The sequence below is a fragment of the Flexithrix dorotheae DSM 6795 genome, from assembly GCF_000379765.1.
Taxonomy (GTDB): Bacteria; Bacteroidota; Bacteroidia; order Cytophagales; family Flammeovirgaceae; genus Flexithrix; species Flexithrix dorotheae.
On sequence record NZ_KB903450.1, the window covers coordinates 1 to 25,025 of the forward strand.

Annotated in this window: 19 protein-coding genes and 1 pseudogene; 11 read left to right on the forward strand and 9 right to left on the reverse strand. The window is 35.7% G+C overall.

What is annotated here, in order from left to right:
* Positions 1-228: pseudogene (locus tag A3EM_RS43130) on the forward strand (hypothetical protein); the annotation flags it as partial.
* Positions 209-781, forward strand: a complete 573-nt coding sequence (locus A3EM_RS0120660) for a tetratricopeptide repeat protein (protein WP_083925284.1) — start codon at positions 209-211, stop codon at positions 779-781. The pseudogene A3EM_RS43130 and the gene A3EM_RS0120660, both read left to right, overlap by 20 nt.
* A 48-nt stretch (positions 782-829) precedes the next feature.
* Here A3EM_RS0120660 and A3EM_RS0120665 read toward each other — a convergent pair whose 3' ends face one another.
* On the reverse strand, positions 830-1,792 hold the full coding sequence (locus A3EM_RS0120665) for a hypothetical protein (protein WP_020530153.1): 963 nt from the start codon (positions 1,790-1,792) through the stop codon (positions 830-832).
* A 329-nt stretch (positions 1,793-2,121) separates the two neighbouring features.
* Here A3EM_RS0120665 and A3EM_RS0120670 point away from each other — a divergent pair, with 329 nt between their 5' ends.
* Entirely contained in the window at positions 2,122-3,645 is a 1,524-nt protein-coding gene (locus A3EM_RS0120670) for a hypothetical protein (RefSeq protein ID WP_020530154.1), read from the forward strand.
* 150 nt (positions 3,646-3,795) lie between these two features.
* Here the strand turns inward: A3EM_RS0120670 and A3EM_RS0120675 are convergent, their stop codons facing one another.
* Together A3EM_RS0120675 and A3EM_RS0120680 are read right to left on the reverse strand one after the other, a co-directional pair.
* On the reverse strand, positions 3,796-4,629 hold the full coding sequence (locus A3EM_RS0120675; RefSeq protein WP_020530155.1) for an energy transducer TonB: 834 nt from the start codon (positions 4,627-4,629) through the stop codon (positions 3,796-3,798).
* Between the two features lie 133 nt (positions 4,630-4,762).
* The gene (locus A3EM_RS0120680) at positions 4,763-5,329 is read right to left on the reverse strand and encodes a MarC family protein (protein WP_020530156.1); all 567 of its coding nucleotides are present in this window, start codon (positions 5,327-5,329) and stop codon (positions 4,763-4,765) included.
* A gap of 244 nt (positions 5,330-5,573) precedes the next feature.
* Between A3EM_RS0120680 and A3EM_RS0120685 the strand changes: the two genes are divergently transcribed.
* Both A3EM_RS0120685 and A3EM_RS0120690 read left to right on the forward strand, forming a co-directional pair.
* Positions 5,574-6,491, forward strand: coding sequence for a universal stress protein (locus tag A3EM_RS0120685; RefSeq protein WP_020530157.1), 918 nt, complete (start codon positions 5,574-5,576; stop codon positions 6,489-6,491).
* Positions 6,492-6,519: 28 nt separating this feature from the next.
* Positions 6,520-7,377, forward strand: coding sequence for a universal stress protein (locus A3EM_RS0120690; protein ID WP_020530158.1), 858 nt, complete (start codon positions 6,520-6,522; stop codon positions 7,375-7,377).
* Positions 7,378-7,461: 84 nt separating this feature from the next.
* Here A3EM_RS0120690 and A3EM_RS0120695 read toward each other — a convergent pair whose 3' ends face one another.
* The 3 genes from A3EM_RS0120695 to A3EM_RS0120710 form a co-directional block, all read right to left on the reverse strand.
* On the reverse strand, positions 7,462-8,397 hold the full coding sequence (locus tag A3EM_RS0120695; RefSeq protein ID WP_020530159.1) for a T9SS type A sorting domain-containing protein: 936 nt from the start codon (positions 8,395-8,397) through the stop codon (positions 7,462-7,464).
* Between the two features lie 226 nt (positions 8,398-8,623).
* Entirely contained in the window at positions 8,624-10,090 is a 1,467-nt protein-coding gene (locus A3EM_RS0120705) for a hypothetical protein (RefSeq protein ID WP_020530161.1), read from the reverse strand.
* Between the two features lie 171 nt (positions 10,091-10,261).
* On the reverse strand, positions 10,262-10,951 hold the full coding sequence (locus A3EM_RS0120710) for a DNA alkylation repair protein (protein WP_020530162.1): 690 nt from the start codon (positions 10,949-10,951) through the stop codon (positions 10,262-10,264).
* Positions 10,952-11,129: 178 nt separating this feature from the next.
* Between A3EM_RS0120710 and A3EM_RS0120715 the strand changes: the two genes are divergently transcribed.
* Positions 11,130-12,005, forward strand: a complete 876-nt coding sequence (locus A3EM_RS0120715; protein ID WP_245576526.1) for a 1-aminocyclopropane-1-carboxylate deaminase/D-cysteine desulfhydrase — start codon at positions 11,130-11,132, stop codon at positions 12,003-12,005.
* Positions 12,006-12,135: 130 nt separating this feature from the next.
* On the opposite strand, the gene A3EM_RS0120720 is transcribed toward A3EM_RS0120715, so the two are convergent.
* Both A3EM_RS0120720 and A3EM_RS0120725 read right to left on the reverse strand, forming a co-directional pair.
* Entirely contained in the window at positions 12,136-13,938 is a 1,803-nt protein-coding gene (locus A3EM_RS0120720) for a MutS-related protein (protein WP_020530164.1), read from the reverse strand.
* 143 nt (positions 13,939-14,081) lie between these two features.
* Entirely contained in the window at positions 14,082-14,993 is a 912-nt protein-coding gene (locus A3EM_RS0120725; protein ID WP_020530165.1) for a TIGR01777 family oxidoreductase, read from the reverse strand.
* A gap of 238 nt (positions 14,994-15,231) precedes the next feature.
* Here A3EM_RS0120725 and A3EM_RS0120730 point away from each other — a divergent pair, with 238 nt between their 5' ends.
* Entirely contained in the window at positions 15,232-17,523 is a 2,292-nt protein-coding gene (locus tag A3EM_RS0120730; RefSeq protein WP_020530166.1) for a patatin-like phospholipase family protein, read from the forward strand.
* A 39-nt stretch (positions 17,524-17,562) separates the two neighbouring features.
* Here the strand turns inward: A3EM_RS0120730 and A3EM_RS43135 are convergent, their stop codons facing one another.
* Positions 17,563-20,052 carry a DUF5916 domain-containing protein gene (locus A3EM_RS43135; RefSeq protein ID WP_020530167.1) on the reverse strand — a complete coding sequence of 830 codons (2,490 nt, stop codon included), beginning with the start codon at positions 20,050-20,052 and terminating at the stop codon, positions 17,563-17,565.
* A 315-nt stretch (positions 20,053-20,367) separates the two neighbouring features.
* Between A3EM_RS43135 and A3EM_RS0120745 the strand changes: the two genes are divergently transcribed.
* From A3EM_RS0120745 to A3EM_RS46065, 4 genes are all read left to right on the forward strand, one after another.
* A complete protein-coding gene (locus A3EM_RS0120745) occupies positions 20,368-20,580 on the forward strand; it encodes an RNA-binding S4 domain-containing protein (RefSeq protein WP_020530169.1) in 213 nt (70 codons plus the stop codon).
* Between the two features lie 35 nt (positions 20,581-20,615).
* Positions 20,616-20,891, forward strand: coding sequence for an acylphosphatase (locus tag A3EM_RS0120750; RefSeq protein WP_020530170.1), 276 nt, complete (start codon positions 20,616-20,618; stop codon positions 20,889-20,891).
* A 62-nt stretch (positions 20,892-20,953) separates the two neighbouring features.
* Positions 20,954-21,751 carry an outer membrane beta-barrel protein gene (locus A3EM_RS0120755; protein ID WP_020530171.1) on the forward strand — a complete coding sequence of 266 codons (798 nt, stop codon included), beginning with the start codon at positions 20,954-20,956 and terminating at the stop codon, positions 21,749-21,751.
* Positions 21,752-21,961: 210 nt separating this feature from the next.
* Positions 21,962-24,793, forward strand: a complete 2,832-nt coding sequence (locus A3EM_RS46065; protein WP_020530172.1) for a TIR domain-containing protein — start codon at positions 21,962-21,964, stop codon at positions 24,791-24,793.
* Positions 24,794-25,025: the final 232 nt, after the last annotated feature.

A 25,025-nucleotide genomic window follows, 5' to 3' on the forward strand; every position in this document is an offset into this window, starting at 1 on the left:
AATCAGGAGCGCATGTATTATGGTTTTTATAAAGATAAAAAATTATTGATAGGCAGTGGTGCCATAGAATCAGCCCATAAAGAGGTCATCCAAAAAAGGCTGAAACTGTCAGGACAAAGATGGTCAAAAAAAGGGGCTCAGGCTATCCTGAAATTAAGAATAACTAAGAAAAGTGCAAAATGGAATCAGGTTATCCAAATCGCAAAATATGGAAAAATGGCGGCATAATTGGGATGTTTTTCGTACACCCTACTACAGTATGGATAGTATGGAGCTTGCCCTTAAGGATTTTAAGGTTGCAACCAGTCTGGATACACTTGACCCAGTAAAATTTGAAAACATGGGCGATGCTTATTATTACTTAACAGATTACAAAGCCTCGGGAAATGCTTATAAAAAGGCACTTACCCTTGATGAAAATAATGCAGGATTGTATAATAATCTGGGTTTAACCTATTTAAAGCAGGATATTTATGACGTGGCAGTTGTCAAGTTTACCAAAGCTATTGAAATTAATAATCAAAATGCGACTTATTACGATAACAGAGCATATGCTAAAACTCAGCTGATGGATTATATGGGGGCTGTGGAAGATTACAGTAATTCGATTGATTTGTATGCTCAGGACCCGGAAGTTTACTATAGAAGGGGACTGCTTAAATTAAGCCTTAAGGATAATTTTGATGCATGCAGGGATTTTAAAAAGGCTCAGGAGATGGGTTCGGAGGAGGCCAAAGCAGCCATTGAGGAACATTGTTTTATGAATAAAAGTGGAAAGTAATTTTAAAAAACTCAGCCCTCAAAAGCTGAGTTTTTTTATTCACCTTTCTTATTTCTCCACAGGAACAATATTGTATATAGCGAACACATAATCCTGATAATCCCCGTTTTTGGCTTCTTCAAAACAAATCAGATATGCATTTTTAATTACCTTGCCAGCCTCATCTTTTAGTGGATAGGTCCTCACTGCATGGATAGCATGAGTAGGGAAGAGCTTTTCATTCCAATAATCCTCAGTGTAGGCAGTATGGGAAGGGCTTGTGGTATATATTCCAAAAATGGTTTTTCCCGGATCAAATGATTGGTTTCCTTTTTCTAATCTGGGGTAAAGGATTTGATGCTCATGTCCGTCTTCATCGGCTTTGGCTAAAATCCCGATTTCTTTTAGTTCGGGCATATTTTCTTCATTATTGAGGTAATAACCAAAGGGTAAAATAAAATCAGGAGAGTATCGGGCAACAGGTATAATGCTTACTGGTCCTTTTTTAGCTTTTTTAAATTGCTGGGCAGAAATCTCTTCCCCGATAAGCTCCGGATTGGTATGGTTTCCAAGTGAAGTCCAGCCAATATCTATTTTAAATCCAAGAACTTTGAGAGCATCGGCAAGAGGAGGTTCATTTTTTCCTTCCAGTCCTTTGGTTCCAAGTCCCATTAAAGTGATTTCAATTGGTTTTTCACCTTGTATTTCGATGGTTAGCCTGGCTTCTTCTATCCCAATTTTTGAAGGGGTGAACTGCACCGCAATTTTAGCCTTATTATTCCTTGAAAGTATTTTCGTTTCTGGTTCCCTAAGTTTAAATGAAGAAGCATTTGTACCGCTAATCTGGAAGGAAAGGATTTCAAATTCCTTAGTATTGTTGTTCGAAAGGGTAATTTCCTTAAAATCAGAATGCTTGCCCAATACCGTTGAATACACTAATCTTACATCACTTACCAGGATGGAATTCCCTCTTTTGGCGCTAATTGAAAGGAATAAAATAAAAATGAAGAGAAATTTTATACGGTAGTTCATTATAGTGCTTTTGAAGCTTTAGGTTTTAAATATCAGTAGTTTATTTTTTTAAGGGAAAATTTACCAGTTCCCATATTTTATTTAATTCGTTCAATATTAATCATTTTTCTATCATTTTCTTCCAGAAAATACATTTCTCCATTCTGTTTCTCCTTTACAAAAAATCCATTTCAGGACGGAAATTAAAATGCTAGTGTTAATCCCTCGTTTTTAAGGCCAGGTCTATAAACCTGACCAGCTAAAAAATTAATTATAAAAACAATTTAGGATAGGGTTTTATAACTCTATTCCAATTGAAGCCAGTTTACAATAACCTAGCACTTATTTCTATGAAAAGATTATTATCAAAAAAAATTCTTTTTCTGTTTTCCCTTCTTTCCGTGATGTCATTATCATTGTTTGGGCAGGATGAAGAAACTACGGATTATGCATCCAGCTACTTCTCGGATGATGAAAAGCCAAAGAAAAATAAGGATTCAAATACTCAAAGAGAGGATTTCTCAGGGGATGCTTTAAACATGATGGATAGTATGAATGTGTTTAGAGCCAATTTTGGAATTACCCAAATCGGTGACCAAAGATTTGTGGGAACCAGACTGCAGCCTGAAATTGCTATTGGGAAAATTGGAGCAGGACTTGATATCCCTGTATTCTTTAATATGGATGATTACTCATTCAGGACGGAAGAATTTAAAAACGGAACGGGAATTTTAAGAATGATCCAGTATTTTAGGTACGGAGTAAAAGAAAGAGATCCGGTTTATTTGAGAGCGGGAACTTTAACCAATTCTTACATCGGTTATGGAATTTTATTGAACAACTATACTAACAGCACCAGTTACGAAAGAAGGAAAATTGGGGGTAGTTTCGATATCCGTCCATCTAAATTATTTGGTTTAGAAGGTTTGTATAGTGATTTTGATTTCAGTTCAAGGAATCTTTTGGCACTTCGTCCATACATCCGTCCTTTTGCCAAAATGCCTATTCCAGTACTGAGATCTATGGAAATGGGGGGAAGTTATATCACTGATTTCGACCAAACTACTCAGGTTTTATATGAAGAAGGAGACAACAAAATTGAGGGAGGAAATGAATTTATTAAGGATGGCGTAAAAACCTGGAGTGCAGATATGGGTGTCACTTTTTTGAAAATTCCTTTCATTTCAGTTTTTGGTTCTGTGCAGTATGCCAAATTACTGAAAAATACATCTGATTCCCTAACCAATTACCTGGCCTTAAACGGGGATGCTTTCCAGCAAAATTACAAGACAGGAGATGGACTTAGTGTGGGATTAAATGCCAAGGTAAATTTCATTGGGCAGGTATTTAACATGGATGCCAGAATTGACAGGCTTTGGTATTCAGATTACTTCATGCCTCAGTTTTTTGATGCCATTTATGAAATCAATAAAAATGATAAATTATTAAGTCTTACACAGGCAAGGGCCATGAAGGGAATTTACGGTTCACTTACTGCTACTTTAGTAAATAAAATCAGGTTGAGCGGAAGTTTGGTATTACCAGATGAACTGGGGGAAGGAAACCCTGCTACTGTGACCTTAAGGGCCCAGGCCGTTGATTTATTTGATAAATTAACCCTGGATGGTTCTTATATAAAAGGTGATTTAATTAACTTAAATGATGCTTTCACGCTTGACAACAGATCATTGGCAAAAGTGAGAGCAGTTTATAAAGTGAATAAATTTATTGCTGCTGGTATTGATTATTACTGGACTTTTTCAAAACAGGAAGATGGCTCTTTTGATGTGGGTAATTATGTAATGCCATATTTTGGTTTGCATTTACCTTTAAACTTCGGAGGAAACAAAGCTCCAGTGATGCCGGAGGAATAGTCCAATTAGAAAAGTTATTATAACCCCCGGGAATTGCTTCATTTTGAGGTTGATTCTGGGGGTTGTTTTTTGGATAATGTTATAAAAAAAGCCCCACCACGGGGCTTTTTGTCCTTAACCATAATTATAAAACACACAATTTATCACCTTTTACATAGCGATTAATTTAAATACTATTGGAATAACCATCTGTTGTCTCACGGCTCTACCTCTTTGCTTGCCAGGTTTCCATTTAGGTGCTTTGCTCATCACTCTCAGGGCTTCTTCATCACAGCCAGCACCGATTCCCCTGGCAATTTGCAGGTTGGTTAACGAACCATCTTTGTCCACAACAAACTTGATATAGACTCTACCTTCCACACTGAGGTCAAGGGCTTTCCTTGGATATTTCAGGTTTTCCCCAACAAAGGCATAAAAAGCTTTATAACCCCCAATAGGTTCAGCAGGATCTTCCACAATTTGAAAAATTTCTTCAAACTCCTCCTCTTCATCAACATCTTCCTCTACTAAAATTTCCTGAACTTCTTCTACCACAGCTTCTTCATCCGCTTCTACATCCAGGTCAATTTCAATTTCCTGTTCTATTTCCTCTTCATTAGGTACTTCTACGATTTCCGGGTGCATGATTTTGGGGGGTGGAGGAGGCTTGTGTTCTGTGGGAGGAATTTCCTGCATTTCATCGTACTCAGCTCTTTCTCCCTGCAATTCTACAAGAGTATCCTCTTCAAAAGTAGGGTATTCGAAAACTGCCAAAACAAATGCCAGAGAAAGAATTAAACCAAGTTTAAAAATCAATCCTCTATAATTTTCCAAGTCTACACCAGGATATTTTTTGCTTAAGGTGTTGCTTTCAGGGTGGTACTTCAGGAGTTGTTTTTCCTGTCTATGAATTAAGTATTTTAACAGGTATATCATCCCAATTACCATTAGTATCAGACCTATGATAACTCCGGGAAAGCCGAGTGTATTTAAAAAGGTAGTCATGGTAAATGAATTTTAAGGTTAATATGAAATCCGTTTTATCTTCTGATTTCATACCTTATATTACCCCACTTTTTATCCAATTTCCATGACCAAACCAGTGGTTTTTAAATGATTTTCATCATCAATATTAACCCTAAAACTGAAGGTTTGACTTGAATATTTTAATGGCAATGGCCAGCAAAATAATTCCAAATACTTTTCTTAAAATATCTGTTCCTGCTCTACCCAGTTTTTTCTCAATCCAGGTAGAAGTCTTTAACACCAGAAATACCAAAAGGAGGTTGATTAATATCCCTATAAGTACATTGAAATGATGATATTCCGACCTTAAGGTGAGGATGGTTGTCATGGTTCCTGCACCGGCAATAAGCGGAAATGCCAAAGGAACAATAGAGGTGGTTTTAGGATTGGCTTCTGTTTTAAATAAATCCTTTCCTAATACCATTTCCATTCCCAATAAAAAAATAATAAGAGCTCCTGCAAGGGCAAAAGATTCCACATCCAGCCCGAAGAGATTGAGAATTGATTTTCCCAGATACAGGAAAACCACCATAATCACACCCGCAACAAGAGTCGCTTTAAAGGACTCAATTTTTCCTGATTTGTTTCTTAAATCAATGATAATTGGTATAGATCCTACTATATCAATCACCGAAAATAAAATTATTGAAACGGAAAATATTTCTTTTAAATTAAGCATGTTAATTCACTTGTAATCAGTTGTTTAAATAATTTTGGTTACTCCTTTTGAAAAGGAGCGCAAAGGTATGATAATTTCATGAAATTAAAGTTAACTTTGCACTCAAGAATTTTAATTATTATTAAAGATTAAATTCTTGTTGAATTTTTACAGAAACAATTAAATAACTGTTTGAAAAGAGTTGACAACACAGGTGGAAACCGACCTCCAGTCTTGAGGCTCTTCTTTACAAAATAAATGCGATATGGCGAAGCTTAAAAGGATAATGGTTGGGCTGGACTTTACAGAAATTGATAAAACAGTAATTAAATATACTGAGTTTATCAGCAAGTTGGTGGAACCTGAAAAAATTTATTTCATTCACTTTCAGCAGAGTCTGGATATTCCGGATGAAGTAAAGCAGGAAATTTACGACAATTCCCAGCCTTTTGATGAAATCCTAAGAGAGGAAATGATTTCTTCCGTGAAAGAACATTTCAGTTCTTATGAAAATTTTGAAATAGAATATCTGGTGGCGGAAGGTTCTAGGTTGGGCCAGGCTTTGCATTGGTCTAAAATTAAAGAAACTGATCTTTTTATTTTAGGAAGAAAGAAAGAAAAAATAAGTGGGGTGTTTTTAACCAGATTTACCCGAAGGTCGAGATGCTCTGTATTAATTGTGCCACAAAAAGCAGAATTGAATCTGGAAAATATTTTACTATGTAACGACTACTCTAATAACTCAGAGCTGGCTTTCGAACGTATTTTAAATATGGCCAACCTGGTGCCTGGTGTAACGATCTACAGCCAGCATATTTATGCTGTTCCTACCGGTTATCATAAATCGGGGAAGTCATTCGATACCATTGCCGGGATAATGAAAAATCATTCCAAGAAAAGGCATAGTGAATTTCTGGAAAAATTTCCCGATATTAAGGCTCAGGTAATTCCGCTCTACACCCTGGATAAAAATGAGCAGCCTGCAAAATTGATAAATAAAACAGCGGAAAGTTTACAGGCTAACCTCATTGTATTAGGGGCCAAAGGAATGTCTTATACTTCATCTCTATTTTTAGGAAGCTTTGCTGAGCGATTAATAAGATTGCAAACCGATGCTCCGGTTTTGGTAGTGAAAAGTAAAGATCAGGTATTTGGGGTGTTTGAAGCAATAAAAAATTTGTAACTTAGGAAAGAAATAAAAAGTAAAAGCTATGTTTTCAATTCTTGTTCCCATCGATTTTTCCAAAACATCATTAAATGCAGTAAAATATGCGGTAAATTTTGCTCAGAAATTTAATTCTACCATAACACTTTACCATAGCCTTTATGTATCGGTTAGTGAAATGGATTCTGGTATGGCAAATGATATATTGCGGGAAAGGAAATCAGATTTGCATAGTAAGCTTTCCAGAGTGGCTTTGCAATTTGCCGAATATACCTACGAGCAAACCGGTAAACCAGTGGAAATAAATACTTCGATGGGGGAGGGATTGCCTTCAGATAGTATTAAAACCCTGAGTGAAGGTGACCAATTCAATTTGATCATTATGGGAACTCAGGGGGAAAGAGGCTCTGATGAACAGAGTTGGGGAAGTATTACCACCAATGTGACCAGCCAGGTAGAAACCCCGGTGCTGGTGATTCCTTTGGAAAGTACTTTTAAGCCCTACGATAAGGTGGTTTATGCTACAGTTTTCGATAAAGATGATATTCCGGTAATTGATGAAATGCTGGCTTTTTCCGAGAAAATTGAAGCCTCACTGGTATGTGTACAAATCACCTCTACGGATGCTACCGAGCAAAAAAGAGCAGGCCAGAATCAAAAACTTCTGGAGAATTATTATTGGTTCAGCACCATTGAACAACTTAATTTTCAGGTTCGTGCTAATGATAGCGTTGAGGCGGGAATAAAAGAATTTATTCAGGCTGAAAATGCAGATTTATTAATTGTTCACCCGGATAATCGGGAATTTGTGGGAAATCTGGACGAAAGTGTAACCAGAAATTTATTACTCCATATAGAAATGCCCACATTGGTGGCTAAAAATATTCGGAAAAAAAGTTCTTGATTTTTGAAGAAAAAATATAAAAAAGTCCTGGCAAATATTGCCAGGACTTTTTTTGGGTCAGAATAATTTATTTGATTTTGCTAATTATTTCTTGATAAACCTTTTGGTGACAGTTCCGTCTGTGGAAATGATTTTATAGAAATAAAGACCATTTTCAAGATCACTAATATCTAAATCCTGGGTATATGTTCCGGCCTGTTTTTCTTCATTTATTACTGATTTTACAAGCTCTCCCTGCTTGTTATGAATAGTGATTGTGACATTCCCCGCTGTTTCAATTGCATATTCAATTTGAGTATTATCGGTTCCGGGGTTTGGGAAAATTAAAATATTCTGGTTTGCCCGGTCTCTATCTCCTCTACCACCAAAAAAATCACTTTCTCCGTCCCACAGCAAAAACATTACATCCGACTTTTCCAGCATCATCATTTTATGAGGCATTCCTGCATTCCTGCCACCAAATCTTTTCCCTCCTTTACGGCCTTCTCCACGATGATCACTACCATTTCCTCTCCCGTCTTTTCTCCTTTCTTCGATTTCATCCATGTCTTCTTTGTATTTTTCCAAAATGGCATGGATATCTTCCTGCCAGGTTTTTCTATTTTGTGCCAGATCAACCATTATTTTATCGAAAGTGCCTTCATGATTATCCACAATGACCCAGGCTTTATCCATAAACTTCCGGTGTTCCTTCAGCATTTCTCTCCGTTCTAATAATTCTGCATCAGAAAGCTCGTCAGATGATCGTTTTGCTCTCATTTCTCTAATCTTTTCTTTATCCGATTCCATTTGGGAACGGATGTTTTCAATTTGGTCCTTCTCAGCCGCAGAGAGTTCAACCTCCAATTGTGCCCTTTTTTCTTGGAGTACAGGTTTGATGTTTTCCTCGAAATAGGCTTTCAACTCTTCTTTTAATGCTTTTCGGTCGAATTGTTTTTGGGCTACTGAAGCGGCTACAGAGATAAGCATAATAAAAAATAAGCCTATTCCGATACTCTTCCTTTTCAATGCATTTTTCATAACTTAAAATATAGTTTTAGTTGTTGATTATTTAATTTCTGATATGGCTAAGGAAAGACGGTATTGGCAGATCGGGAAATATTTTCTACAAACAGGAGTGAAATTTCAATGAAGTGAGAACTGACTAAAGTGGGACTTCCTTTTATATCAATTAAATGCAGAAATTTATCAACAAAAAAAGCCGGCATTCTGATGAAATGCCGGCTTTTTGAGGTTTGAAAATGCATTAACCTTTTACCTTGGAGAGTAATAAGGTTGTTTCTTGTAATTTTTTACTGTTGAAAGGATTATCTCCTTTAACCACTATATTCAGGAAATAATTGCCATACCAGTAAGTGGCACTTACTAAACCAGTTGGGATGGCAAGGTTGCCATCTTTATCTGTATGTAAATTGTAATTTTCAAAGTCCAGAGAATGATTATTTAAATTTAACCGGTGAATATTGCCATTCAGGTTATTTAAAAATGCCATCGATTCTCCCTGATTAAAAACATGGTACCTTTTAAATTTTTTAGAAACCTCTTCGCTTTCTGGGATTAGGCTTTTCTCCCAATTAACTGCTCCATCTTCTGAAATGCTGGTAATGTTTAATTTTTTAATTTGATAACCCCCAATTTCCATCAGCCTTTCTGTAAAAACATCCATTCGGGTTTGTGTATAACTTAAGTTATTAATGGCCCAAACATTATTAAAACTGTAATTTGGATCGGAGTAAATCCGGGGAGTTTGAGGTAAGCCTTTCGAATAAACAAAATCATAGTTTTCGGTAATAATCATGATTTTATTCCTGATAGTAAAGACACGGTTGATGGAGGTGTAGTTTTTCAATTGTTCTTTATCCTGAAAGGGGTAATATTTTGTTTCGTTTCCATCGAGATGATGATAAAAATAACCAAGTGCTTTGGTAGAATTCTTTCCGGTATAAGTACCTACAATTATTTTACGATTGTTTTGTAATTCCACAAATTCCGCCTCCAGAAACTTATGCTTGTGTTGGGGAATTATCAACTCATCTGCTAAACCCTTACCTTTTGCATCAAAAGAACGTATGGTCATTTCTGTTTTTTTAGGATGTATGTGTGCTAAAGTAGCATGTACCGTATGGGTAGATTGATGCACAGCCAGACTTTTTATGATGCTTCCACTTCTACCCAGGTTGGTGTTAAGCAATTTGCTTCCTTTTGTTTCAAGGTCGAGTTGAAATAACACAGATTTTCTATATTGGGCACCAACTAAAAATACCTTTCCCTGTAAAACTTCCATATCATAAAACATGACATTTGGCAAAGTGAAAAAAGTAGTTTGTTTCACTTTGCCATTTCCCGGAGTCACTTTTATGACATCAAACTGTTTTTCCCCAACGGTGGAATAAACCATAAATAATTCCTCTCCATCGAATTTGTACTGGGCAAGTTCAAATTTCTTATTGATAAAAATGGAAGATGTCCACCGTTTGGCAAAATGCTTATCAAACCGATTGATAATCAGTTCTCTTTCCTTGGCATTTTTCAGTTCCCTATTTTCCTGAACAATGATGATTCCGAAGCTATCCACAGGCACAGGGATGGTTTGGATATTATTTGGGGCAATGTTTATTTCAACTTTACCTTTGTTTTGGGCGGTTAATATTGTACTGGAAAAAGCACAAAATAAAACCATTAAGATTTTAAATGCAGGTTTAAAAAATTTCATGAAGTATTTGTCTGTTTTGTTAGTTTGGTAACTAAAAGCACAAATACTTTAAATCATATGTGAGGAAAATTACTGAGTGGAAATTGTAAAGTAATAAAACCGTAAAAAGTTAAAAGATAATTCCGGTTAAGCGACATTTTTTTAATGTAAGGAAAAATTAAATGGTGATTTTTATTGCTCCAAATCCCCTTTTTTATTTAGCCATTTGAGCCCTTCTTTCATGCTTAAAGGTTTTAATTCATGGGTTTCAATAAATTGAATCACAGATTCAGGGTCAGTCTTTGAATATTCCCTTAAAGCCCATCCAATAGCTTTTTTTATGAAGAATTCATTGGAATCAGATTGGATATGGCAATAGGAAAAAAGCTTTTGCTTATCTGTGTTTTTCTTAAATTTTAATTGGAATAAAAGAGCAGTTCGATTGATCCACATATTTTCATCCTCAATCCAATTGTTCATTTCTGAAGAAATAGCCGGGTGTTTTTTAGCCAATCCACCGACCAGGTGGGAGGCAATAAAATCTACTGTATCCCACCAGGAATGCGTAGTGATCAAGAATTTGCAAAGAGCCAGGTGTTCAGGTAAAAGATGCTTTTGGTATTTCTCCATAAATTCGATGGCAAAATAATGGAATTCCCGCTGAGGCTGTTGGTAGGCATTTCTGATGATATCTTTCATTTGATTAAAAGGAGGTAAACCTTCTGCTTTCAGGTAAATTTTTATTATTGATTTCCTTTCCGGAGCGGTTAATCCATAAAATTCAAACTGATTCTTAAGATATTTTTTTTGAAAAACGGCTTTTTCCGTATTTGTATGATTTTCGAATAAAACTTGTAACTTTTTTAGAAAGGGATGGAGCATAAAATTTTAAGGGATTGATATTATTCAAATTAATTTGTTGGATTTAAAAGGACAATTATTTCAGAAAAAATAATAAAAATCGTAAATTCTTATAAATTTTTCCTTTTACAGCTTTTAAGGGTTTTAAACTATTTTTGAATCAGAATTGATTTCTATCACCAGTTTAACTATAAACACATTGAAATTAGCAATAAGCCACACACCTCTCCAGAAAGTCGAAGATCCTGAGATTGCGGATTTTGGAGTAAATCTATATGTCAAAAGGGAGGACCTTATCCACCCGACAGTTTCAGGGAATAAGTGGAGAAAGTTAAAATATAACCTGGAACAGGCCAGGAAAGAAGGGTTTGATCAAATTCTCACTTATGGTGGGGCTTATTCTAATCACATCTATGCAACTGCTTCAGCCGGGAAATTATTCGATATCAAATCCATTGGTGTAATCAGGGGTGAACCACATGAACCACTTAATGATACTCTTAGTTTTGCCAAATCCTGTGGAATGCGCCTTCACTATATGGACCGGGAGAAATACCGGCAAAAAAATCTGGCTTCAGTGATTGGAGAATTAAAAGAAAGGTTTGGTAAATTTTATCTCATTCCCGAAGGAGGCTCCAATGCGCTGGCGGTAAAAGGCTGTGCAGAAATTGTGGCTGATATCGATCAGGATTTCGATTACATTTGTTGCGCCTGTGGCACAGGTGGTACTTTGGCGGGAATAATTGCAGGGCTTCATCATCAGAAAAAAGCTTTGGGCTTTGCCGCTTTGAAAGGGGCTGGCTTTTTGAAAGACGAGGTAAGTAATTTAATACTTCTGTATAATCAAACTATATACAAGAATTGGGATATCAATATGGATTACCATTTTGGTGGTTATGCCAAATCTGGCTCTGATCTACAGGAGTTTATGAAAAAGTTTGAAAAGCATAACAAAATCCCTCTGGAGTTTATTTATACCGGGAAAATGATGTTTGGTATTTATGATTTAATAAAGAAAGGATTTTTCAAATCAGGTGAGACTATAATTGCCATTCATACCGGAGGAATTAGATGATAAAAATTTTCCTGGTTAAAACGGATTGCGGTGCATAGTTCCCATGACAAGCAATTTCCAGATGAAAGATCATGCTGAGCCCTATTAATTTGTATTATAGGATCACTGCAATTGTTACATTCAGAATTTTTCAAACAATTCCCAATCCTTCCATTAATTTGCTTGCACTAAAACTTTGGCAAACACCATCATGAAGTTTGTGATCAAAAGATAGCTTATTATCCTTTATACTGCAGTTAAAACTCTTATTGATAATTTGTTCCGGATATTCATTTGAAAGTTCACTAAGCGACAAATCGTGTGTGGATAAAAGCCCAAAGCAGTTCTGTTCCACCAGTTTTTTGATAATGGTTTTTACCCCATAATGCCTGTCATGAGAATTGGTGCCTTTTAAAACTTCATCCATTAAATAGAAGACATTTTCTCCTGTGGCGATTTCCGAGAGTAGCATTTTTATTCGCTTCAGCTCTGCATAAAACCCCGAAGTATGCTCTTCGAGTGAATCCTGGGTTCTCATGCTGGTAAATACATTAAATAATGATAATTCCAGTTTTTTTGCAGCAACAGGGGCTCCGGCAAATGCCAAAACTGCATTTACACCCAATGTCCTTAAAAATGTACTTTTCCCCGACATATTTGAGCCGGTAATCATAATGATTTTCCCTTGTCCTGTCAGGCGAAAATCATTGGAAACCCGCTCTTTTTTGGGAATTAAAGGATGACCAAGGTATTCTGCTTTATAAGCATATTCCTCACTGCTGATAAGCGGCATTACGTATTCAGGATTGGCATAGGCAAAACCAGCAAGGCTGCTCAGTGCATCAAATTCGGCAATTGCCTCCATCCAGACTTTTAGATTTTCCTGGTTATAGGATCTCCATCTCTCCAGTCTTATCGCCCAGAAAAGTTCAAAAAGTAAAACCACATTTACAGTTACATAAAAATAAGCGTTTTCCCTGGCTTCCAGATTGGTTAAAACCCGGCTTAATTTTTTGATTAAATCAGATGTTTTATATTTCTCCAGGGAAAGCAAATGCTGTAGGTTTTTTAATTTTCCTGACTTAAATTCATTATCCTCAATTACTTCAATCAGCTTTACAAAAGTTTTCAGAGTTTTAGCACTTTTCACAGTCTCCTCACAAAGCGCAGAAACTCCCTTTCGGATTTTACCTAAAATAGAGAAGTTGACCAGAAGTGGACCAATCCATAAGATTTCAGGGGCATCATCCAGTAAAAAGTATAAAGTTATTAAGGCTACCGTAATTACCGGCAAAAAATAGGAGGCTACAACCAGCAGTTGGTTATTAGAAAAGTGGGGTTTTTCATTCACCCATGCAATTAGTTTCTCCAATTCTTTTCCATCTCTTATGCCAAATACCCCTTTGGCTTGAAAATCCTGCCTCAATTCTGGTTGATCCGCAAGTTCTTTAACACTTTCCTGCCTTGCATAAATATCATTTATTTCACTTTTGGATTTTAACCATTTAGCTAATTCCTCAGTTCCAGGACTGGTGGAAGTCCTGTTAATTAACTGGAAGAGGGAATTATGACCAAAAATATCCAGGTCACCAGAGTAATTGTGTTGTTGATTTTGGAATTCCGCACCATCATTTTCAATTTTCGAAAAATTTCCTTCAAGCCTGTGGATTTCTTCCTTATTTATCTGCACCAAATTTTGGAAATAATCCCGCTCAAACCTTATCTGATTATGTTTTTTAATTAATAAGGCAAAAGAAAACCCTGAAACAACCAGGGTAGTAAATACTAGAAATGCTTCTCTTTCATTGGCAAGGTAAACTATAAGCACCAAAGCGAGAATAAAGAAAATCGTTCTTATCGTGGAAAAAAGATTAAAGGCAGATTGCTTTTCCTGGGCTGTTTTCTGAAAACTGACAATATTTTCCTGAAAAAAAACTAAAGGATTTTTGGGCATTATTTGAAAATGTTGATTAAATGGTTAATTCCTCCTCATCTTTCAAAGTTAATGATTTTTAAACATTAAAATTTAGCAAAATTAAAGGTAGTAAAGTTGAAAAAACACTTATAGAAAACAGATGATTAATTTTTTATCCTTTCTTAATTGAGCAGGTCACTAAGTGCTCCGTTTAAACTTGGATAACCGAAAGTGAACCCAGCTGCTTCAATTTTTTTACTGGAAACTTTACTACCCTTTAGCACAATCTCACTCATTTCCCCCAACAATATTTTCAGGGCTATTCCGGGAACATTAATTGGAAAAACCGGACGTTTCAGGGTTTTGGCAATTGAGGCTACCATTTCTTCATTGGTAACCGGGGATGGGGCCACGCCATTATAAACTCCTTCCATACTTTCATCTTCCACTGCCTTTAGAAAAATTTTGCAAAGATCATCGATATGTATCCACGACATATATTGCTCCCCTGAACCCAGAGGGCTTCCTACAAAAAATTTAACAGGTGTCATCAGTTCTTTTAAAGCCCCTCCTTTTTCACTCAGTACTACACCAATTCTTATGATAGTTGTCCTAATTCCAAGAGATTTGATTTGCAGGCTTTCTTCTTCCCATTTTTCACAAACCTTAGCCAGGAAGTCATTCCCTAATGAAGCACTTTCATCAATAAGTTGATCTCCAGTATACCCATAGTAGCCTATTCCGGAGGCAGATATAAACCCTTTTAATTGCTTATCCGAGTTTTTTATACCATCAAAGAGTAATCTGGCAGTTTCCTGACGGCTTTTTAGAATTACCTTTTTCCTTGAATCCGTCCAGCGGCTATCAGCTACACTTGCTCCTGCTAAATGAATAATATAATCAGCGGAATCAATAGCTTCCTGATCGATTTCGCCTTTCGATGGATCCCAATGGTAATAATTTATCGATCCATCTCCCTGCTTTTTAGAGCGGGAAAGGTAGCTGACCCCATGGCCTTTTTCCAAAAGAAGTTCGGTTAGTCTTGAACCGATGAGGCCGGTTCCTCCTGTTATCAAAATGTTAATTTTTGACATAGCTTAAGATTTCATTTGTCATTTGGTAAACCTTTAAAATATCAAAATCGTTTTCATTTTAATATTGAAAGGTCTAATTTAAATTGGTGTAGTGTTTAACTTGTTGAATTATAGTGTTTTAAGTTAATTGTTTTTTAGCGCTCATTTTTGGAATCTCCAATTTACAGACTTAATTCTTTTAAGATAGATAATTTTAAAATAACCATTTGAAAGGTGAATTCATTTCATCTCCAAACGCATGAAACTATTCTTCGCCATTTTGGTGATATTCCAGTTCTTATCATATTTTTCAATAAATGCTCAATCCCCAAGAAAAACTGTAGGTTTGGTATTAAGTGGAGGTGGCGCAAAAGGAATTGCCCATGTTGGAGTATTGAAATATCTGGAGGAAAATAATATTCAGGTAGATTATATTACCGGCACATCTATGGGTGCAATTGTGGGAGGATTTTATGCAGCCGGATATTCAGCGAAAAAGATAGAAGAAATAGTATTGTCAGAAGATTTCCAAACCTGGTCATCCGGTAAAATTGTAAAAGATGCCTACTTTGTTGATGATAAGGCTTCAGCCGAAATGTTTTCGTTTTTCCTGAACCTGGATTCTAATTTTCAGGCCTCTGTAAAATCAAATCTAATTGAGGATAGCCCTTTAAACTTTGCGCTTGCAGAAAGGTTGTACCAGGTTTCCAGAGTTGCCAATTATGATTTTGATCACTTGCCAATCCCTTTCCGTTGTATTGCTGCTGATATTTTCACACAAAAGTCTATCGTTTTGAAAAAAGGAAATTTGAATGATGCAGTTCGTGCTTCCATGACAGTTCCTCTATTTTTCAGACCTATTAAAATTGAAGGGAAATATTTATATGATGGAGGAATTTATAACAATTTTCCCGTGGATGTAATGCGGGAAGAGTTTGATCCCGATATTATTATCGGGGTAAATGTATCTTCAAAAGCTTTTGAGGAATATCCTTTTGAAAATGACGAAGAATTAATCAGCAATTCATTAAAATATTTTTTGCTTGATAATACAGATCAATCCTTATTGAATGAGGGAGATGTATTTATTGAACCCCAGCTTGATGAATATTCTCCATTCGATTTTTCCAAACCTGCCCAAATGATTGAACTGGGTTATTTTGCTACTAAAATCCAACATGGAAAGCTGGTAAAAGCAGTTGTGCAAGGGAAATCCAATTTAGGAGGGTTCTCAATTGGTGATTTGGAGAATTTTGAGGTAAAAAATATTAATTATATTGATATCGAAGGCCTGAAAAACAGGCAGAAAGGATATGTGCGAAGTGTATTGAAACCTAAAAATGAAAAACAAAGTGTTAACCAGTTAAGAAAAGGTTATTACCGATTGATTTCCAATGAATATTTCAGGGAAATTTATCCTGAATTTGTTTACGATACTTTGGATTCATATAATTTCAACTTAAAAGTAAATCCTAAAAAGCAAGTTAAACTTTCAGTTGGGGGAAACTTGTCTACCCGAAGTATAAGTGCTATTTATGCTGGTTTAGATTATGATTTTCTTGGCCGTGCATTGTATAATTTTAGTGCCAATGCCTATGCAGGGCGATTCTATACCTCCGGAAGAGCGAGTATAAAAACGCATTACCCATCTAACTTGCCATTTTATTTGGAACTGGAAGGCATCATTAATAAATGGGAATATACGGATGTAAAAGAGTTGGTGCTAAAAAACAGAAATGAAAGTGCTTTTATCATTAGAAAAGATAATTACATAGGTGGGAATATTGGATCAACATTTAATAGCAATAATGTAGTAATTGGTGCAGGAGTGACTAATAATCATGATGAGTACTTTAATGGTGGGGAAATTACCAACTCAGATGAACTGGATGAAACACAATTCCAATCTGTAGTCCTGTCTGCTGTTTTTAAGAACAATACTTTAAACCGCAAGCAATTTCCTTCAAAGGGTAAAATGTTTGATATTTCATTAAAATATTTTACCGGAATTGAAACCCATGAACCGGGAACAACTTCATTAAGAGAAGGTTTATCCCAACACGATCGGGAATGGGTGGCTCTGAAAATCAGAAGACAACAATATTTTGGGAATAAATTCAGGTTGGGGTATCATTTGGAAGGATTAATTTCCAATCAGCCTACTTTTGTAAATTATCAGTCTTCGTTAATTAATGCACCTTCCTTCAATCCATTAATTGATAGTAAAACTATTTTCCTGGAAAATTTTAGAGGTTATAACTATGCGGCATCCGGCCTGATTGGTATTATACCCATATTCCGCAATATTGAAATGCGATTGGAAGGTTACGGATTTGTAGCCAAAAACATCATGATGGAAGGGGAAAATCAAACTGCCGTTAAAACAGGTAACTGGGATAACTTTCATGGGGCGACTGCAGCATCTTTAATTTTCAACAGTATGTTAGGTCCATTAAGTGTAAGTCTTAATTATTATGATGACCCAAATTACCAATTCGGTTTTCTTGTAAATTTTGGATATATATTATTCAACAAAAAAGCCATGAATTAATTTTTTATTCATGGCTTTAAAATTTAGTTATCTGTAATTCTATCCGTTGAATCTTGCTAGTATAGGACTATTAAAGTTAGGATTAGATTTCCTAGCCTTTTTCAGCATGGAATAATCTAATAAATACAATACTCTTATGGAAATGCTATCATTTTGCGGGGAATTAAAAGTATTTTGAAGGTTATTCCCATATCCTTCCATGATAGCCTCTTCATCGTTTAGAATAGCTTTTTTCCAAACTACGCTAATCTCACTTGCAGGGGCAAACGACCAGGTATAAACCATATCAATATTGAAAGCATTGAAATTCCTGTCGTGAATTTCGTTATAGTCACTTTCTAATAATTTTCCCTGGTCTCCCAATTCAAAGAAATCTTTATATTCTGCTGTGGACCAGTAATGCCTCATATTAAAGAAAAGGTCCATTCTGTTGTTAAAAGTATATTTTGTAGTTACTGTATTCGTGAGTGTATTAATATCCCGAAGTCCAAAATTAACCAGATCCTCCTCATCATTTTTGGACACATATCCAACATTATGATATCTGGTATTGGCACTTAATCCAGTCGAAAAGGAAAGTTTGTTGTTTACCCTAAATCTTGGGGAAAGACCAAATCCCACATAGTATTGGTCCATAAAATCATATTCGTAATAACTCAGGTTTCCGGAAAAGGCTACCCTTTTTCTTGAATCCGTGGACATCCAGGATCCTAAACCTTTATGTGTAGGTCTCGTAAAATATTTCCCTTCAACTCTTGGCTCAAAGTAATCATAGGATTCTACAGGTAAAACACTTACACTAAATCCTGCGCTCATAAAATTTTTAAAGGTAGCAGAAAGGCTTCCACTTATATTGAAGCTGGTAAACACATTTGGTTTGTAAAGCTGGGAATAATTTAATCTCAAACTACTTGAGAATCTCTGAAATTTTCCAAACGGTTTATAAATATTATAACTTATTCTTCCTGAGTGCCTTACTTCATTATTGGCCCTCATATAGCCCAGGTCATTCGGATCGTAAGTGTCTGATTCTATATAGTTGGTATAGCTGTATCTAAAATTACCGCCCACCTTGGCCAGGGTGAGGGAGGATTTAAATCCGAGTTCGGATTTTTCAAATTCCTTTCCTCCAAATTTATTGCTTACCGCACCAGTTCCTCCAATTGCAAATGTATTGGTTTTGTCCACCAGATTAAAATCAGTAGCCGTTACATTGGCGTTATAGGTATTACCACTTCGGGTAACATTGGTATTTACAAGAGACACATAAGAATTGTTCTTTAAACTCTGGTCAACAGCTATCACATTATAATTCACCAGTGGAGAAGTGATGATTTTTCTTGTTTCTCCACCTTCATTTCTCACTTCAGCATACATCTCATTAGTAACTGCATTGAAAATGCCCAAGCCTAATCCTTTAGAAGTTCTGCCTGAAATTTTAGTAGCATTTAATAAGGAACTTTCATTAGGGTTGGAAACAATTTCTTCCCCTTCCTGAAGCTGGTCTTCTACATCTCCATTGAAAATTGGGGTTCCTCCCACTCTTCGTGAATAAAAGATACCTCCTTTATTAAATAACTCTGTTCCTTCGGTGAAAAACTGCCGGTTTTCACTAAATTTCACCTCAAATGGAGAAAGGTTTAATACCTGATTATCAGATCGTACTTGCCCGAAATCAGGTATTAAAATCATATCCAGTGTAAAAGCATCAGAAATGCCATATTTTAAATCAAGGCCATAGTTGAAAGATTGCGAATAAGTAGCTGGTTGACCAAGTTCTCCACTTGTTTTATTCACATAGGTTGAAACGTAGGGAGAAACCTGTAATCTCACAGGGGGTTTCAAATCTGTTACGCCATAAAGAGATCCAAACTGGTTGACAAATCCGTTTATTTCAGGATCTACTTCATTCCAGAAATGGGTTTCATTCTTTCTGCGGATTGATCGGTAGAAGTTTATTCCCCAATCCTGAATGTCGGTTTTGGGAAATCTGATGGCTGAAAGTGGAATTTCCATTTCCACGTACCAGTTATTATCATCTATAGATACTGCACTTTTCCATGCGGCATTCCAGTTATAACTATTTCTAATTGGGGAAATAGTCGCATCTAATTGAACTCCGGCTGCTGTTACCGTGAACTGAAAAGCTGTCTGGTCATTATTATAGGTGTCCAGGTAAATTCCAAAAGCGTCTGCATTTCCCCAGCTATCCCTTCTGGTAATCTCTCTTAATATGCTATCTTTTGAAACGTCTTCCAAAATAGCTCCCACATAAATGGAAGTATTATCATATAAAATGGTAACTTTTGTATCAAGGGATGCCTTGGCTCCTGGAATTGGTGATTTTTGAACAAATCCTGAAGCCTGAGGAGCCTGGCTCCATTCCAGTTCATTTAAAATACCATCAATTTTGGGTGAATTATTAATCCTGACAGCCTTAGTAGTTTTTTCCGTTTGTCCAAAAATATTAATTGTTAAAGCCAGAAGTATGATTGTAATGAAGTGAAACCGGTTAAAAATCGGGTACATGTGTTTTTTTTAACTTTTTGAATTATTTAACAACAGTGTTAATAGTTATTGGTAATTTTTAATAAGTTTCAGTAATTAATATTTCGTGAGCAGGCCATAATAATGGTTTGCCTGAAAGCTGATTTGTAGAACTATAAGTTCCCAAGAAAAGTATTTGCGAATGCTTGAACGATCATTAACAAAGCTTAATCTTAATGTAAAGATTTTAGTTTATTTTTGGAAAAAGAACCTAATTATTCCGGGGTTGGAATTAACGGGCCTTAATGGAGATTATGTTGTGTTGAGCAGGAGTGAAATATTACAAAATAACCACAGATGATGGAATTTAAACTGAAAGGAGAATACATTGAACTCATTAAATTATTGAAAGCCACGAATACCTGTGAAACAGGGGGAGAAGCGAAGATGGTGGTGGATGAAGGACTGGTAAAAGTGAATGGAGAAGTAGAAAACAGGAAAAGACTAAAGGTTAGAGCTGGAGATTTAGTGGAATTTGAACACATTAAAATTTCAGTTATCCCTGAATAAAATTATTTTTAAAACTAATAATTGAACTGAAACTTATGGTTATTCACATTGGAATTAAAGTAGAAGGGAAAGTTCAGGGTGTATTTTACAGGGCAACCACTCAGAAAAAAGCAAATGCACTTGGAATAAAAGGAACGGTAAAAAATCAGGAGGATGGTTCAGTTTATATTGAAGCCGAAGGAGAGGAAACAATTTTAAATGAATTTGTAGAATGGTGTAAGAAGGGGCCTCTGCTGGCCAAAGTGGCATCTGTTCAAACGGAAAAGAAAGAATTGCAAAATTACAACAGTTTTGAAATCGTTTATTCATGATTGGTATTTGGTAAAGAGCTTTAAACCTCTCAAAAAAATAGTGCTGACGCTAAATTGTAAATATGGATTGTAGAAAACTAACCTTGATCATAAGCCTGTTTTATTTTTTTCAAATTGGAATAAGTGGGAAATCCTATGCCCATGATCCTACAGATACGCTTGGTATTGAGGGATTAAATTTGAAAGATGCTTTTTATTTTAAATTATATTCCCATCCAATTTTAAGCTCTTTTTCTTTTAATGCCGGAATTGGAATTGCTGCTTATGGAGGAGAAATAAGTACCCCACCAGATTTTGCCGGACAGAATAATCACCTTAATCCCCAATTAAATTTGGGGCTAGAATATAGATTGACCCACTTTGTTAGTATTCGTGCCGAATCCTCATTCTTTTCCCTAAAAGCTACAAATTTAAATGATCCTGACAAGGCTTTTAAATCCAATAATATTGAGTTTTATGGGGCAATAGTTCATGATATTATTCCCAAAAAAAGTATTGAAAGTTATTACAGACGATTTTCTCCTTATGTTTATGGGGGTATTGGCGGAGTATATTTTGACCCGAAAACCATTGATGGGGATGAATCATTGCTTATAGAAGAGGGTGATACTGCAACTATCAGTCATTCTAACACTTCTATTATTTTCCCTATTGGCTTTGGTTTTAAATATTATTTTCACGAAAGCCTTAGTATGAGTATTGAAGGGGGGACCAGAATCACCAAAACTGATTTTTTTGACGGGTTTGAAAGTAAAAATGATCCGGATCCAAGAAATGATGTTTATTTTATAATTGGGGCCAAAATTAATATTCAGATACAAACCCGGTACAAATACAACAGACATCTCAAAAGAAAGTAAATTTCACTCCGAAAAGCTTCCTGCTACATCTATTTTAGCTAATGTACGCAACAATTTTCCCAGAAAGTAAAATATCAAAGAATTAAGGCTTAATCATCTGATAGTTAACAGACTAATTTTAGTCCTTTGCAGTTAAAAATAATGCTAACGCTGAATGGTAAATATAACAAGGCATTGTTTGCAGATTTTTAACACCACAATTTTTATTAAATGTCAGAGGCTAAAATTTCTCCACATCAAAAGGATTTTCAATTTAAAAGCATTGCCCGGGATGAAGTTTTCATTTCCTATTCCAGAAAGGACCTCGAATTTGCAACCAAGTTAGTAAACAGATTAAATCTGGAAAATATAGAGGCATGGTTCGATCAAAATGATATTCCGGAAGCAGTTGATTTTATAAGGGAAATTGAAATGGGAATTGCCAGTGCCAATTGCTTTCTTTTCATCATTTCAAAGGATTCCGTTCAATCCAAATATTGCCAAAAAGAAATAAATACAGCATTAAAGTTTGGGAAAAGAATTATTCCTCTATTGTTGGATTTTCCAGGTGATGAATTGACCAATAAATACCTTCCAGAACCTTTAAGAAGGTTGAACTGGCTATATTTTGATGGCGAAAAAAATACCTTCGAGAAAGCATTTTTATCCTTGAAAAATGCGATCAATAAAGAAAAAGAATATGTAAATCTACATACCAATATTTTGCTGAATGCCCTGAAATGGGTGGAAAAAAAGAAGCATAATAATTACCTGTTGGTGGGTGAGGAAAGGCTGGAAGCTGAAGACTGGTTAAGACAAAAGGATTTTGAAGGTCAGGCACCCTGTGAGCCTTCAGATTTACATTGTGAATTTATCTGTGAAAGCGAAAAGAATGCTTTCAACCTGATGACTGAGGTGTTTATTTCTTACTCTCATGAAGATGAGGCTTTTATGGAAAAAGTAAAAAAAAGCCTTATGAGAAACAGCTATACAGTTTGGACCAGTAAGACAGATATTAAAACAGGGGTAAAGTTTAAGCAGGAAATTAATGCCGGGATTGAAGGGGCCAGTAACATTTTGTATTTGGTTTCCCCCAATTCAGTAAAATCTGAATATTGTCTTCAGGAACTTGAATATGCGGATAACCTTAATAAAAGAATTATTTCGGTAATGGTAGAGGAAACGTCCTTGCATGAAATTCCTGATTTTATCAGTAGGATTCAATTCCTTGATTTTTCTGGTACTTCTCAGGATAAGGAATTGTTTCAAAATGCAATGGACCAATTGGTTGGGGCACTGGATCAGGATAAGGACTACATTGAAAGGCACAAAATGCTATTGGTGAGGGCTTTGAAGTGGAGAGATCAAAATGCCAACCTGAGTATCTTACTAAGAGGACATAATTTGGAAATTGCCAAAAGCTGGCTTAAAGAAAGTGAAAATAAGGGAAATTTTCCCCCCACAAATCTTCACAGAGATTTTATTGTGGAAAGTGAAAACAAAAGTGTTTCCCTGACTGTAGATGTATTTGTTTCCTATTCCAGAAGTGATTCAGACTTTGCCAGAAAGCTTAACGAAAAACTTCAGCAAAATGGAAAAACTACCTGGTTCGATCAGGAGTGTATATCAGCAGGGACTGACTTTAAGAAAGAAATCTATAAAGGGATTGAAGAATCGGAAAATTTCTTATTTGTCATTTCTCCCAAAAGCATTAATTCGCCTTATTGTGCCGAGGAAGTTGCCTATGCTGCCAGTTTAAATAAAAGGATAATTACCGTAAAATATGCTTCGGTAAATATCAATGATCTTCCCAATGAGTTATCACAGGTGCAATGGATAGAATTCAGACATGGAGCAAGAGATTTTCAATCGAGTTTTAGTGAGTTGCTAAGAACTATTGATACCGACAGGGATTATGTGCATTTGCATACCAAGTATTCTAAGAAGGCTTTTGAGTGGGAATGGCATCAGAAAAATAGTGAATTCCTTTTGGGGGAAGTTGAGTGTGGTGTGGCTGAAAACTGGCTTTTGCTGGCTGCAAAAGAGGTAAAAGAACCATATCCTACTCCATTGCAGGAAAGTTATATTGAAGCCAGTAAAAAATATATTAATAAGCAAAAAGGAAAGGCAAAAAAACAGCAAAATGCTTTTTCTGTCATTGTTTCCATAGCCTGTTTACTTTCTGTAGGTATTGCCATTGTTTCTTGGCTAGGATATAAAAATATGGTGGATGGAGAGGAAGAAAGATATAAACAGGTATTAGAACTGGTGGGGAAGTTTAAGAAGGATCAGATTGAAAGAAGTTTTGAGCAGATGGAGACAAACCTGAATTACTTAAAGAGTTCTCCTCTTGTAATTCAGGGTATTCCCTTTTTTAATAAAGAAAGCCAGCATTATGATCATTACATAAATGTAAGGCCGCATAGTCACGATGCGAAAGCGTATCAGCATCATTATAAGGATTTGCAACGGATTTTTTTACCTGTCCAGGAAAGTTACAAATACAAGGAAATTGTATTGGCAGATGAAAATGGAGCTATCATTTTCAACTCAAATGAAAAGGGCAAATATTTACCAGGGGAAACCAAATCCAAGTTTGTTTATAAAAGGCCTCATGGTGTGGTGGCTTCCTGCAATTATATTACCTCAAGAAATGATGAAGAGATGTATGTTATTTCTCCTCCATTTAAGGGGTCAGATGGACTTCCGGTAAGTGCTATTATTGTGATAAATATTTTAGATTATATTTCAGAGATCACAGAGGATAAGGGGAACGGACTGGGAAAAACAGGAGAGATTGTGGTATGTGGGAAGGTCAATGGAGATATGAAAATACTTACTCCACTAAAGCAAATGCAATTTGATAGGTATCCTGTAAGTCTTAACAACACTCCGGGGTTTAGTTTTCCTGCAGTGAGGAAAGCACTGGATGAATTTCCGGAATATACTGAAAAATTGATGGATTATAATCAGAAAGAAACCTTAACCTATTATGCGGGAATACCAAAAGTTAACTGGGGTATTGTGGTAAAAATAGAGGTGGACGAAATTCATGGAAATTAATCTGTTTTAAATCGATAAGTACAAACAACATTTAATATCTTACATGCGTTTGTAATTTAATTAACAAGCTCCTTGAGCTTTTCTAAACTTTTTCGACTAAACAAACCAACCTGCTTCTACAACCAATAGGCAAAGTTTTAATTGACCAAAAAACTTGAGATAGTAATTTTTAAGCCGAATGGCTTATTATTCTTCAAATCATTCTTACCTAATTTTAGGTACAGATGAAAAA